Annotated in this window: 15 protein-coding genes; 6 read left to right on the top strand and 9 right to left on the bottom strand. The window is 63.9% G+C overall.

Annotated features, from left to right (window positions below):
- Positions 1-3 precede the first annotated feature (3 nt).
- Together GCT13_RS01265 and GCT13_RS01260 are read left to right on the top strand one after the other, a co-directional pair.
- Positions 4-807, top strand: a complete 804-nt coding sequence (locus tag GCT13_RS01265) for an AraC family transcriptional regulator (RefSeq protein WP_152754953.1) — start codon at positions 4-6, stop codon at positions 805-807.
- A gap of 153 nt (positions 808-960) precedes the next feature.
- Positions 961-1,254 (top strand): DUF1330 domain-containing protein, encoded by a 294-nt coding sequence (locus GCT13_RS01260; protein WP_090863878.1) that lies wholly within the window; start codon positions 961-963, stop codon positions 1,252-1,254.
- Positions 1,255-1,333: 79 nt separating this feature from the next.
- Here the strand turns inward: GCT13_RS01260 and GCT13_RS01255 are convergent, their stop codons facing one another.
- Entirely contained in the window at positions 1,334-2,074 is a 741-nt protein-coding gene (locus GCT13_RS01255; protein WP_152754952.1) for a DUF429 domain-containing protein, read from the bottom strand.
- A 196-nt stretch (positions 2,075-2,270) separates the two neighbouring features.
- Between GCT13_RS01255 and GCT13_RS01250 the strand changes: the two genes are divergently transcribed.
- Positions 2,271-3,227, top strand: a complete 957-nt coding sequence (locus GCT13_RS01250) for a quinone oxidoreductase family protein (RefSeq protein ID WP_152754951.1) — start codon at positions 2,271-2,273, stop codon at positions 3,225-3,227.
- Positions 3,228-3,255: 28 nt separating this feature from the next.
- Positions 3,256-3,432: a DUF1427 family protein gene (locus GCT13_RS01245; protein ID WP_152754950.1), complete on the top strand. Its 177-nt coding sequence runs from the start codon at positions 3,256-3,258 to the stop codon at positions 3,430-3,432.
- Between the two features lie 135 nt (positions 3,433-3,567).
- On the opposite strand, the gene GCT13_RS01240 is transcribed toward GCT13_RS01245, so the two are convergent.
- From GCT13_RS01240 to GCT13_RS01225, 4 genes are all read right to left on the bottom strand, one after another.
- Positions 3,568-4,860, bottom strand: a complete 1,293-nt coding sequence (locus GCT13_RS01240) for an RNA polymerase sigma factor (RefSeq protein WP_321574129.1) — start codon at positions 4,858-4,860, stop codon at positions 3,568-3,570.
- Between the two features lie 8 nt (positions 4,861-4,868).
- Positions 4,869-5,288, bottom strand: coding sequence for a VOC family protein (locus GCT13_RS01235; RefSeq protein WP_152754949.1), 420 nt, complete (start codon positions 5,286-5,288; stop codon positions 4,869-4,871).
- A 71-nt stretch (positions 5,289-5,359) separates the two neighbouring features.
- A complete protein-coding gene (locus GCT13_RS01230; protein WP_152754948.1) occupies positions 5,360-5,773 on the bottom strand; it encodes a YciI family protein in 414 nt (137 codons plus the stop codon).
- Positions 5,774-5,914: 141 nt separating this feature from the next.
- Entirely contained in the window at positions 5,915-6,271 is a 357-nt protein-coding gene (locus GCT13_RS01225; protein ID WP_087736631.1) for a YciI family protein, read from the bottom strand.
- 231 nt (positions 6,272-6,502) lie between these two features.
- Between GCT13_RS01225 and GCT13_RS01220 the strand changes: the two genes are divergently transcribed.
- Together GCT13_RS01220 and GCT13_RS01215 are read left to right on the top strand one after the other, a co-directional pair.
- On the top strand, positions 6,503-6,694 hold the full coding sequence (locus tag GCT13_RS01220) for a glycine zipper 2TM domain-containing protein (RefSeq protein WP_152754947.1): 192 nt from the start codon (positions 6,503-6,505) through the stop codon (positions 6,692-6,694).
- Positions 6,695-7,396: 702 nt separating this feature from the next.
- Entirely contained in the window at positions 7,397-8,545 is a 1,149-nt protein-coding gene (locus GCT13_RS01215) for a porin (protein ID WP_152754946.1), read from the top strand.
- 195 nt (positions 8,546-8,740) lie between these two features.
- Here the strand turns inward: GCT13_RS01215 and GCT13_RS01210 are convergent, their stop codons facing one another.
- The 4 genes from GCT13_RS01210 to GCT13_RS01195 all read right to left on the bottom strand — a co-directional run bounded on the left by GCT13_RS01210 (position 8,741) and on the right by GCT13_RS01195 (position 12,972).
- Positions 8,741-9,205: an SRPBCC family protein gene (locus GCT13_RS01210; RefSeq protein WP_152754945.1), complete on the bottom strand. Its 465-nt coding sequence runs from the start codon at positions 9,203-9,205 to the stop codon at positions 8,741-8,743.
- Positions 9,206-9,394: 189 nt separating this feature from the next.
- Positions 9,395-10,516 (bottom strand): aromatic ring-hydroxylating oxygenase subunit alpha, encoded by a 1,122-nt coding sequence (locus tag GCT13_RS01205; RefSeq protein ID WP_152754944.1) that lies wholly within the window; start codon positions 10,514-10,516, stop codon positions 9,395-9,397.
- A gap of 297 nt (positions 10,517-10,813) precedes the next feature.
- Complete coding sequence (locus tag GCT13_RS01200) at positions 10,814-12,352, bottom strand: glycosyltransferase family 2 protein (RefSeq protein ID WP_152755061.1); 1,539 nt, start codon at positions 12,350-12,352, stop codon at positions 10,814-10,816.
- Positions 12,352-12,972 carry a cytochrome b gene (locus GCT13_RS01195; RefSeq protein ID WP_152754943.1) on the bottom strand — a complete coding sequence of 207 codons (621 nt, stop codon included), beginning with the start codon at positions 12,970-12,972 and terminating at the stop codon, positions 12,352-12,354. Before GCT13_RS01195 ends, GCT13_RS01200 begins: the two co-directional genes overlap by 1 nt.
- Between the last annotated feature and the right edge of the window lie 178 nt (positions 12,973-13,150).

Genomic DNA, 13,150 nt, shown 5'->3' with positions numbered 1-13,150 from the left:
TCGATGCCGCAAGCCCGTCCGCCCGCGTTACACGATGACGCCGAAGGTCACTCGCTCGCGCGGCGCTATCCGCGCGGGCTACACATCGACCCGCATTCGCATACGTGGGCGCAGGTGCTGTATGCCGTCTCGGGCGTGATGTGGGTCGAGGTCGGGCGCGAGGCGCTCGTCGTTCCGCCGCAGCGCGCCGTCTGGCTGCCCGCGGGCACCGAGCACTCGATCCACATGATGAGCGATGTCGAGATGCGCAACCTGTATCTGCAAGAGCGAAGCATCGGCCATCTGAGCGCGCGCAGCGATGTGTTCGAAATCAACGGCCTGTTGCGCGAGCTGATCACGTCGATCGCCGAACACGAACAGGCGCGCGCGCGCGACGACGACTATCTGGGCACCGCGTACCGGCTCGCGATGCTCGAGCTCGCGCATGCGCCGCGTTCGTCGCTGCGCATTCCGCTGCCCGATGCATCGGACCGCAGGCTCGACGCGCTGTGCCGCGCGGTGATCGACAATCCGTCGAATGCGATCAGCTTCGAGCAGCACGCGGCGTCCGTGGGCGCGAGCGTGCGGACGCTCGCGCGGCTGTTCACGCGCGAACTGGGCGTCGGATTCGCGGAATGGCGCAGGCAGGTGCAACTGGCCGTCGCGGTGTCGGGGCGCGCGGAAGGGCGTGCCGTCGGCAGCATCGCGCGCTCGCTCGGCTATCTGCCGAGCAGCTTCAGCGATATGTTCCGCCGCGAACTCGGCGCGCCACCGACCGACTTCGATCCGCACGCGACGCTTGCCGGATCGGCCATGGCGAAGCCCTGACGCTTCGGTGCTTCTTTGCGGTGCGGGGCACAAGCGCGCAGGTTCGGCAAGCGCGCTCGCCGCTGTTGAGCGAGAATTCGGGAGCGTCGGCGGCGCGGGCGGACGGATGCCGGTCGCCGCTACGGCCAAACCTTAAACATGAGGAAACGTGAAATGAGCAAGGGATACTGGGTCACGGTCTACCGCAAGACGAACGACGCATCGGCGCTGGCCGCCTATGCGCAGCTCGCGGCGCCCGCCATTACAGCCGCGGGCGGCAAGTTCATCGTGCGCGGCGCCGCCGATGAAGTGCGCGAACAGGGCTTGAAGGAACGGACCGTCGTCATCGAGTTTCCGACGTACGAGCAGGCAGTCGCAGCCTACGACAGCGAAGCGTACAAAAAAGCGCTGGCTGCGCTCGGCAATGCCGTCGAGCGCGACTTGCGCATCGTGCGCGGCGCGGAGTAACGGCGTTCGTCGCGGCGCTCATGGTGCTGCGCATGCGTCGCGGCGATAGCGCGGGCTTTCGCGCCGGCGCAAGGCGAAGTCAGTAGCGAATGACCATCGGCAGGCCGGCGCTGTCGCGTGGTTCTTCGTCGGGCAGCGTGATCGCGCTGCCCTTCGCGATACGCCGGGCGCTCCACAGCACGGCAAACGCATCGAGCACATCGTCTTTCTGCACGTGCCGCGAAACGCGCTCATCGAGCGCGGCTTGCAGTGCCGTACCGAACACGGGGTCGAGCAACGCCTTTCTTCGAGCATGCCCGTCCGCCGTCGTCTTTCCTTCGATCAATCCACCCTCCTCCCCGCCTTGCTCTGCCTGAAGCTGCATGAAGGCCAGCTCAGGATGAACCTCGAACACACGCGATGCATCGCGCGCGCTTGCCCGCAACGCTTGATCGACGTCGGCGATCTTGGGAAGTATGTTGAAGGCCTGTCGCGAGATGCCTTTTCCCGTGGCCTCGCGATTCAGGTCGCACGCGTGCCGGTACGATTGCGCGTTGAGCGCCTGACGCACGGGCGTCTGGAACACTGACGCGCTGCGCGGCCATTTGAGCCGCTTCCTCGCTTCGGCATCGCACGCGCGATAGCCGGACGACGACAGCCCGATCGGCATATCGACGGCCACGATGGCAGGCGCCATAGCCCACGAGAGGACATCGGCAAACGACGCGCAGATGCGCGCCGAGATCGCACCCGTCCGCGCGTCCTGCATGACGGCATACCAGCCGCCCTTGCAACCGTCCACGCCGACCAGGTCTAACGTTGGCCTGGCATCGTCACGCATGGCGTCCGTTTCCGGTGAATCGTTGTGAGTGAATGAGCGAAGCTCGACGATACCGCCTCCAGCGCCGTCTGTCCGATATTCGAAAGCACTTGTCTGAACGGCGTCGTGCCAGTCACCTACACTGCCGCCATGTGCTGTATCGCCCGTGCGACACAGCAAGCGAATCCCCCGAATCCGACAGCATCCAGGAGCGGCAATGAAAGCAATCCAGTTCAAGTCTTTTGGCGGTCCCGAGGTCCTCGACTATGCCGATGTCCCCACGCCCGCCGTCGACGCCGAAAGCGCCATCGTGCAAGTGAAGGCGGCCTCGGTGAATCCGAGCGACGTGAAGAATCTCTCCGGCCACTTTGCACACACCACGCTGCCACGCATTCCGGGGCGCGACTTCAGCGGCGTCGTGGTCGAAGGCCCGGCCGACTGGGTCGGCGCCGACGTGTGGGGCACGGGCGGCGACATCGGCTTCACGCGCGACGGCACGCACGCGCAGTTCATCAAGATTCCCGCCGCCGCGCTGTCGCGCAAGCCTCACTCGCTGACGCACGAACAGGCGGCGGCGATCGGCGTGAACTTCGTGGTCGCGTGGCTCGGCGTCGTCGATTACGCGCAGCTGGTCGCGGGCGAAACGGTCGCTGTCGTCGGCGCGAGCGGCGGCGTTGGCGGCGCGGTCGTGCAAATCGCGAAGTCGCGCGGCTGCCGGGTGATCGCCGTCGATCGGCGCGAGCCCGATGCGGACTCGCCCGCCGGCCGTCTGATCGACCACTACGTGCCGATCGACGACAACGCCGCGCAGCGCGTCAAGGAACTCGGCGGCGCGGACGTCGTGTACGACGCGGTCGGCGGCGTCGCGTTCGAGACGGCGCTCAAGCTCGCGAAATGGCGCGGCCGCGTCGTCGAGATCAGCGCGACGGGCAAGCGGCGCGTCGACTTCGACCTGATCGACTTCTACCACAACGAAACGCAGCTCTTCGGCGCGGATAGCGCGAAGCTCAGCGTCGCCGACTCCGCGCGGATGATGACGGAACTGGCTTCCGTGTTCGACAGCGGCGCATTGCAGGCGCCTTCGATCGCGCAGACCTTCGCGCTGGAACAGGCGCGCGACGCTTACGCTGCCGTCGCGGGCGGCACGCGCGGGCGCGTGGTCATCGCGATGTGATGCAACGGCACTACTTCCGGAGACCCATATGAAGGCTTGTATCGCGTCGCTGGCGGCGGGCGTTGCCGTGGGGCTGCTGTACAACGTCATCGACGTGAAATCGCCCGCGCCGCCCATCGTCGCGCTGATCGGCTTGCTAGGCATGGTCGCGGGCGAGCACGCGATTCCGTTCGTCCGCACGGTGCTTGCGCACGTGACGAGTTGACGCGCCGGCTAGCCGAAGCGCCGACGCCGACTCGAAGCGCGCTTACGCACGCGATTGCGTTCGTGCGCACGATGCTCGCGCACGTCACGAGCTGACACGCCGGCTAACCGCGCCTCGACGCCAACAAAAGCGCGCTTACTGCATGCGTCCATGCGCACCGCTCATTTCACGCGCGCGTTCAAGCAGCAGTTCACGTTCGCGTGCATTGCGCGTCATCGAAGCGGCGCGTTCGAACTCGGCGCGCGCTTCGTCGTTGCGGCCGAGCTTCGCGAGCAGGTCGCCCCGCACGCTCGGCAGCCAGTGATAGTTTTTCAGCGACGGTTCGCCCACCAGTCCATCGACGATTTCCAGCGCCGCCATCGGCCCATACGCCATGCCGACGGCAACGGCGCGATTCAGCTCGACGACGGGCGACGGCGCGACCTCGGCAAGCGCATCGTAGAGCGCGACGATCTGCGTCCAGTCGGTATCGGCGGCCGTGCGGGCGCGCGCGTGACACGCGGCGAGCGCCGCCTGCAACGTGTACGGACCGCTCATCCCGTCGAGCGCCTCCGAGCGTTCCAGCGCGGCGAGCCCGCGCCGGATCAGCAGCGGGTCCCAGCGGCTGCGGTCCTGATCGAGCAACAGCACGGGCCGCCCTTGGGCATCGACGCGCGCATGCGTGCGCGATGCCTGAATCTCCATCAGCGCGACGAGGCCGTGCACTTCGCTTTCGTCCGGCATCAGCCCGGCCAGCACGCGCCCGAGACGCAGCGCTTCTTCGCATAGCGAAGGACGCATCCAGTCGTCGCCCGCCGTCGCCGAGTAGCCTTCGTTGAAGACCAGATAGATCACTTCGAGCACCGACGCGAGCCGCACCGCGCGATCGTTCACCTGCGGCACTTCGAACGGCACTTTCGCCGCCGCGAGCGTCTTCTTCGCGCGCACGATGCGTTGCGCGATCGTCGGCTCGGGCACGAGAAACGCGCGCGCGATTTCGTCGGTCGTGAGGCCGCCAAGCAGGCGCAGCGTGAGCGCGACGCGCGCGTCCTTCGACAACACCGGGTGACACGCGGTGAACACGAGCCGCAGCAGATCGTCGCCGATGTCGTCGGCGCGCGCGGCGTCGAGTGCATCGACGAAATCCGGCACGACGTGCGCCTCCATCGCGTCCATGTCCGCGCCGAGCTCCTCGTGCTTGCGCGCATGCAGCGCATCCTGCCGCCAGCGGTCGAGCGCGCGGTTCTTCGCGGTCGCCATCAGCCACGCTCCGGGATTGTTGGGCACGCCCGCGTCGGGCCACGTTTCGAGCGCGGCGACCAGCGCGTCCTGCGCCAGTTCCTCGGCCACGCCCACATCCCGCACGATTCGCGCGACATGAGCGATGACCTTCGCGGATTCGATCCGCCAGACTGCCTCGATCGCACGGTGAGTCGCAGCCGTCGTCACGGCCGGCCTCAGGAAGCGTCGGCCGACGGCATCACGGCGTTCGGGTCCATGTACACCAGTTCCCAGATGTGCCCGTCGATGTCCTCGAAGCCGTGTCCGTACATGAAGCCATGGTCCTGCGGCGCGCGCGGCACCAAGCCGCCCGCCGCCCGCGCCTTCGCAACCAGCTCGTCGACGTGTGCGCGGCTGTCGCACGAAATGCAGACGAGCGCCTCCGTGCTCTCCTTCGGATTGCACAGCGTCTTGTTCGTGAAGGTCTGGAAGAAGTCCTTCGCGAGCAGCATCGCGTAGATGTTTTCGCCGATCACCATGCAGGCCGCCTGCTCATTGGTGAATTTCGGTTCGAACGTGAAGCCGAGTTGCGAGAAGAAGGCTTTCGACTTCTCGACGCTGCTCACGGCCAGGTTCACGTAGATTTGCTTGTGCATGATGTTTCGTCCGTATTGTGTGGAATGGGCGGGTGCGGATCGCGCGCAGCTCGCTTCGGCCACGCGCGAATTCAGTGATTTGCGCCTTCGATGTTGCGAAAGCGGTCCATCGCCTGGCTCGGCTCGAAGTCGTCGAGGTCGTACATCTGACGCACTTCGATTTCGCCGTCCGCCTGCTCGCCGAACGGCGCGGGGAAGCGTCGCGCCCATTCCATCGCTTCTTCGCGCGAGCGCACCTGGATCACGGTGTAGCCCGCGAGCAATTCCCTGGTTTCGGCGAACGGGCCGTCGATCACGTTGCGCTTGCCGCCCGAATAGCGCACGCGCCAACCCTTCGAACTGGGCTGCAAGCCGGACGCATCGAGCAGTACGCCCGCCTTCTGCAGTTCTTCGTGGTACGTCGCCATCGACGCAATCAGTTCTTCTTCCGGCATCTTGCCGGCTTCGCTGTCCGCGGTGGCCTTCACCATGATCATGAATCGCATCGCCATCTCTCCTGGGTCGTGACGGAAGCCCTTGGCGGCTTCTTACTTCCACGACGAGCGGCGCGCGGTCCAATCGACATACGCCGACACCAGGGAAAACCCTCGCTGCGGGCTGGGCATGCTTGTCCGGCTAGCGTTCGGCTAGTAGTCGTAGCACGGCGCGACCTTGCGGATCTCGATCGTGCACCACTCGGCAGCCGGGCATTCGTTCGCGAGCGCGAGCGCTTCGTCATAGGTATCGACGTTCAGCAGAAAGAATCCGCCGACCATTTCCTTCGCTTCGGCAAACGGGCCATCGATCAGGCGCGTTTGCCCGTCGCGCTTTTCGAGGCGCACGCCCTTGTTGACGCTGGATAGCGATTCAGCGGCGATCAGCTGGCCGCGCGACTGCAGGTCCGCGCGGTATTTCAGCATGCGGTCGTAAACGGCGCGGCCCGCGACTTCGCCGCGCTCTTCACGTTGTTCCGTTGGTTCGACGATGAGCAGCATGTAAGACATGAGGACTCCGATTTCCGGTTGTCGGGACCGCTGCGTTCGAGGGATGCCGTACTTCGTGGGACGGGTTGGCGCGGCGGACGATGGCGCCAGTGCTGGTTCTGCTGGCGAAGGCAGTCTAGCAAAGTGACGGCGCGCCTGGGAACGTCTGCTGCGTGCGAATGGGCATTCCGCTGACAGAATTGGCACGGCGCTTGCGGCCCTAAGGTACGTTGGATCATGCAGGGGTACGACATGTTGAAGTGCTATACGGTCCTGCTCCGCGTCGCGGCCGCCGCGGCGGCATGCTTGCCGCTCGCGGCGGGGTGCACCCTGGGCGGCGCGGCGGCGGGCGGATATGTGGGCCACGAGACGACGCACAGCACAGCGGGCACTGTCGGCGGTGCGGTCGCAGGCGGGATCATCGGCCATGAACTCGGCAAGTGACATCGATTGGGAAAATGTTTAAATGCCTGAAAAAGGCGGTCATTCTTCGTGAATGCCGCCTTTAATGTTTGTTGAATATTGTCATCGCCGATTTGAATGGCGCATCTGCAAATGTTTGTTCTTTTGCGTTCATCGATTTTTTCTGTCGGATGACGCTTGAATTTCGATATTCATTCCGTGACTTCTGTTTTATTTCGAGATTGAAATTTTTAATTTGCAACCCACTAACTCATCGAAAGTTCATTCGTTATTTTGCTTGATGTCATGCTTTGAGTGAGTTCGTCGCCAACGTGGCGGATCCTTCATACGTGCGCCTCTTCGGCAGAATGGCCAACAGGAAATCAGTGAATTGCAAAACATTGTTTTCGCTGCCTGATCTCGTTTATCCCGAAATAAAACGGCGTTCTATTTTCGTTGTCGCCTTACAACATCCCGAATTAATCTCAATAAAAACAATATCGCATTTGTGAACAGAAAAATAAATCAAATCAATCGACTGCATCCGTGCACGCCTTTTATTTCCGTTTCAGAAATACACCATTTCCGATTACGACATAAGTCGATAGTTAGGGGCCCTTTCTATACTTGCGCTTCCCCAAACAGGGCAAGTGCAGTGGTCTTGCTTCGCACGGGACGTGGCACGCATAGCTTGTCCGTTTCTATTCAAGCCTCGTATTGCCCCTTGAACTGAAGGAAGCACACATGAAGAAGATTCTGATCGCGACGGCAGTTGCTGCATCGTTCGCCTCGGTCGCACACGCACAAAGCAGCGTCACGCTGTATGGCACGCTGGACGCGGGTTTGACGTATACGAGCAATGTCGCGCACCTGAACAGCGCCGGCGACGTCGTGGGTAACGCTCGCTGGGCACTGGGCAGCGGCTCCGTCGATGAAAACCGCTTCGGCCTGCGCGGCGTCGAAGACTTGGGCGGCGGCCTGAAGACAATCTTTACGTTGGAGCAAGGCTTCAACCTGAACAACGGTTCGCAGGCACAGGCGGGCAAGATGTTCTCGCGCCAGGCATTCGTCGGTCTGTCGAGTCAGGCCGGCACGGTTACGCTGGGCCGTCAGTACGACGAGATGCATGACTTCGTCGCACCGCTGGCCGCCACGGGCAGCTGGGGCGGCTCGAACTTTGCGCACTTCGGCAACCTGGACATGCTGGACGACAACAGCGGCGTTGCGACCAACAACTCGATCAAGTTCACGAGCGCAAACTACGCGGGCTTCTCGTTCGGCGGCACGTACGGCTTCTCGAACAGCTCCAAGTTCGCCGCAAACCGTGAATACAGCTTCGGCGCGGGCTACGAGAACGCAGGTCTGCGCATCGGCGCCGGCTACCAGCAGCGCAACAGCCCGAACATCAACGACAAGGGTGCATCGGATCTCGTCGACCTGTCCAGCGTTGGGCTGCCAGATCTGGCGGACGTGACGTTCCGTCAGCGTTCGTTCGGCGCCGGTGCCAGCTACGCATTCGGTCCGGCTGTTGTCGGTCTGGTGTGGACGCAAGCTCGCTTTGACAACTTCACGGGAACCAGCGCGTCGATCCACACGAACAACTACGAAGTCAACGCGAAGTACAACCTGACCCCGGCGCTGGGCCTGGGCGCTGCGTACACGTACACCAACGGTGCCGTCGGCGACTTCCACTTCCACGCCAACCAGGTCGGCCTGCAAGGCGACTACGCTCTGTCGAAGCGCACCGACATCTACGCACAGGGCGTGTACCAGCTGACGAGCACGGCACACGGCGATCTGGTCAACGCCGTCATCGACAACGGCAGCGCAACGGGCGTCTCCTCCTCGCGCCGCCAGGCTGTCGCATCGGTTGGCATGCGTCACCGCTTCTAATCACACACGAAGCGCGGCAGGTTGATGCGTACGATCGGCCTGCCGTAAGCGCTCGGGCCGCGAGGCGACCACAACGCCCCCATGTTCTCCGGAACATGGGGGCGTTGCCTATCGGCCTTTTGAAACGCGCCGAAACGCGCTGAAACCGACAGAAGAACAAAGACTGAAGCGGACGAAAACCAGAAGCACGAAGCGTCAAACCATCCGCTTCAATTCCTTCTGCAGCCTGTCGAAGTTCTCTTCATTCGCCTTGACGGCAAACGTCTTCACCTGCGCGCAGACAGCAGGCGTCTCGAAGAGCATGCGAAACGTGACGCGCGTCTGCCCGTCGCTCACCGCATCGAAAGTTGCGGTGACGCGGAAATACGGCGCCGACATGTGGTCGAACACGATCCGCTCGGGCGCGGCAATCTCGACGAACACGCTGTGATTCTTGTAGTCGACGCCATCGGGTCCGTGCATCACGAAGCGCCAGTTGCCGCCGGAACGCAGATCGAATTCGTGGAATGAGTTGGTGAAGCCCTTCGGTCCCCACCAGTGCGCGAGATGCGCCGGGTCCGTCCAGGCCCTGAACACGAGATCGCGCGGAAAATCGAACACGCGCGTCGATACGATTTCCAGATCCGCGATCGGCGGAGCCAGGTCGCCATCCTCGGACATGAGACAGCCTCCTTCGAACAGTACGCCGCATCCGCCCAAGGTGCGCGGATGAAATCAAGCATAACGCATTGTCGAAGCAGCGAACGTGCAAGCTGCATCACGCACGCGCGGAAAAGCGCGGCGAATGCGAGGCGCCGAACGTTGGAACGCCTAACGTCCGATCAATAGACGGAAAATAGGCCGCAAAAATCAGACGGCAACCGACTCCGCCGACGGCTCGATGGGAATCACGCGCCGCGTCGCAGGCGCGCCGCACTGCCGCAGCAGATCGCGCAGCTCGTTGATCACAGGAAAGACTTCGTGGTTCCAGTCGGCGCCTTGTGCGTCGTGCGCCTCCTGCTCGCGCTCGACGATCCAGCGGTCCTCCGCGAAAATGCGCTCGGTGAACCACACCAGCAGCGGCCACGCGATGTCCAGCAGCACGCCGATCTTCGGCCGCTTGATGGACAGCAGGCCGAACGTGCGATTGGTCCGCTGTTCGCGGTCGAGCGGCACGTAGCAGATCCACAGATCCATCACGAGAGAGCCTTCGGACGTGCGAATCTGCAGCGTCTGATACGGATACTGCGTGCGGACCGTCATCACGTCGTTGCGCTCGATGTTCGAATCGGGACGGCTCTGCCCGAACACGAGCGCCTCGCCGATCGGCTGCTGGCCCGCTTCACGAGAAAACGTGTAATCGACCTCCACCCAGTTCTCGCCGCGCCGCCGGCCGAGCGACCGCGCGCGCATCTTGCCCATCTGCTTGCGATGCAAAAACTGATGGTTCATGTCCATCAGGTTTTCGTGCATGAACGAGTAATGGCACGCGACTTTACGCCCGAAGCGCCGCGTCTTGTAGGCCTTGTCGTCGACTGAGCCGAGCGGCGGCAGCGGTACCGTTTCGGCGAGTTGCGCGTCGCCGGCAAATACGAAAATCAGCCCTTCCGATTCGCGGCACGGATATGCGCGCACGCCGTTCGGCAGGCGTTCGCGGCCCAAGTACGGCACGTCGACGCATTTGCCCGTGCAGTCATACGTCCAGCCGTGGTAACAGCAGCGGATCGCCTCGCCGTCGACCACTCCGCCGTGCAGCGGAACCTGTCGATGCGCGCAGCGGTCCTCGAGCGCGAACACGTTGCCCGACTCCGTGCGCACCAGCACGATCGGCTCGCCGGCAAAGCGGACGCCATGCGCCTTGCCGCGCTTCACTTCGCGCGACCATGCAAGCGGATACCAGTGATCAGGGTGGATATCGACGCGGCGCAGATCGCGCACGGCGGGTTTAGCGTTATCAACGGTATTGCTGTCCAACGGAGCGACGACATGCATGTATGAAGCCTCCTGGCACAACGGTCGACTGGTCGCCAGGACCAGGCCGGTTTGATTGTTGGAAAACGATGTCGCCATTCAGTCTACTAGAAGTCGCCGATGAGCTTTATGAGGGCTAACGTCAGGCAGGCGCGGCCGATCGCGCATCGACGTGCGGCAGCAAGCGCGAACGACCGCAACCGGCGATGCCGCGGCGGCGCCTTCAAGGTCGTTGCAGGTGCAACGCTCATGAGCGCCTCGACGCATTACAGGAGCGCTTCAACGCATTACAGTTCGACAGGCGCGCGCAATCGCCGTTCAATGCCTGCGCCCGGTCGCGCCGACAAGACCCGAGCGATGCTGTTTGCCCCACGACCGGCCGCCGCGTAGAAAATGCAGCCAGCCGAGCACCGCGCCCGTGTGTCGCAGCAACTGGAACGTGAACGGCTCGGCGATGGCGGCGGCCACCGCCATCGGCAGACTCGAGCCGCTCGTCTGCCCCGTCCAGCGCCGGTACAGGTGGATGCACCATACGTAGAACGCGAGGTCGATGGCCGTCTTGAGGCCGATCACGCTGAAGATCGACACGACGATCAACCCGTGTCCGCCGGCGATGAAACCGAGCAACAGCGCGAACGCGGTCAGGCCGTAGACGGGCTGCATCGTGTCGAACGCCTTGATCGGCAGCATCAGGCGGCCGAGCGTGCCGTAACGCGCATTGCCCGTCATGTCGCGGTTCCAGTATTGCGTTTGCAGGAAGCCCGCAAACCAGCGGCGGCGCTGACGCAGGAAAGCGCCGAGCGTCGCGGGCGCTTCCGTCTGTGCGTGCGCATCGCCGACCACGCGCACGTCCCAGCCCAGACCGCGATCGACGGAATAGCGACGCAACCGGTGGATCAGCTCGTAGTCTTCGACGAGACATTGCGCATCGAAGCCGCCGACGGCGACGAGCGCATCGCGCCGGAACGACGCAAACGCGCCCGACACCAGCAACAGGCTGTCGGCGCGCATCCACGCGAAGCGCGCGATGAAGTTGCGCATGTACTCGTAGGTCTGAAACCACTGGAACACGCGCCCGCTCGCCGTGCGGTTGCACACGGGCACGAGGATGCCCGTCGCCGCCGCCAGCTTCGGCGCTTGCGCGAACGCCGCGCGCATCGCGAATGCGGCGTCGTCGGCGAGCAAGGTGTCGGCGTCGACGGTCATCACGGTGTCGGTCGTCATCACGTCGATGGCCGCGTTGAGCGCGAACGCCTTGCCGCCGTGCGGCACACGCAGCCAGTACAGATTCGGATAGCGGCTGCTCGGCGCGCTCAGTTCGCCGAGCGCCGGCTCGGCCAGACCGAAGCGGCCGGTAAGCAGATCTCGCGTGCCGTCCGTCGAGCCATCGTCGGCGATCACGATCTGCGACAGGCCATGCGTTTGCCCCAGCAGCGCGGCGAGCGTCACGGGCAGCACGGCCGCCTCGTTGTGCGCGGCGACGATCACACCCATCGTCGGCAGATGCGCGACGTCGGCGCAACGATGCGCGGGCAACGAGCGGCGGATCAGCGGCCAGGTCTTCACGGTGACGAACGCAAGCAGCAGCGTGTCGTAGACGACGTACGCAATGCCCGTCGACCACGCGAGCGCGCCGTGCAGAAAGAACGCTCGCGCGAACAGCAGCAGCCACAGCGCGGTCACGCTGCCGTGAATCATGACGCTCTGCCAGCTCGCCTTGCGCGGATTGATGCGCGGCGAGGCCGCCTCCAACGCGTCGCGCAGCGATGGCTTCGAACGGCCACGACCCGTGCCGTAAGCGCCCTCGCAAGCGCGGCCGCGCGCGAGCGTGGCCTCTTCGATCACGTCGGCATCCATCACGGCACCATCCGCTTGAACACAGACTTGCGATCGAGCAGCTCATGCTTCAGCGCGCCGCCGATATGCATCGCGAGCAGCGCGTACAGCGCGTAGCCGAGGTACGTATGCAGCGCGCCGAACCTGTCGTGCAACGGCTCCTTGACGGCGGGATCGAGATTCAGGATGAGCCCGATGCGCGGAAACGGCACGACGCCGAACAGATGCATCGGGTGCGTCGCCGCATCCTTCCACGCGGAGTCGTGCATCCATCCCGACAGCGGCAACGCGATCATCAGGAAATACAGCAGGAAGTGCGCGACATGCGCGGCCATCCGTTCCCATGACGGAAACTCGCGCGGCAGCGGCGGCGGCCGGTGCGACACGCGCCACAGCACGCGCAGCAGCGCGAGACCGAGCACCGTGATGCCAATCGACTTGTGCGTATCGATGACGGGACGCACCCAGTCGTCCGGCAGCGAATCGGCGGAAAGGCCGAGCACGACGTTTGCAATGATGAGAACGGCGATGAGCCAGTGCAGGATCATCGCCGTGTGTGTGTAGCGCGCAATCGGCAATGGCGCGTATAGCGCGTCGGCGCCGTCGCGCGTGGCCGTGCGTGATGAAGTGGATGTGTCCATGAGTTGTTTCGTTGGAGATCGGTAGGGGCAGCGAAAGCCGCATGCAAGAACGCAAGACGTCATGCGGGACCGCGCTGCATACGCGCACCGCTGTCGTCTCGTCAGCAGAACGCCCCACTATGCCTGTTTATTCCTTCGACGTGCGCGCCTGGCGCTTCTGTCACATTTCCGTTTGTTT

This window comes from Paraburkholderia franconis, assembly GCF_009362735.1.
GTDB lineage: Bacteria > Pseudomonadota > Gammaproteobacteria > Burkholderiales > Burkholderiaceae > Paraburkholderia > Paraburkholderia franconis.
The sequence above is the reverse complement of the archived record's forward strand: the minus strand, read 5'-3'. Positions and strand labels throughout refer to the sequence as shown.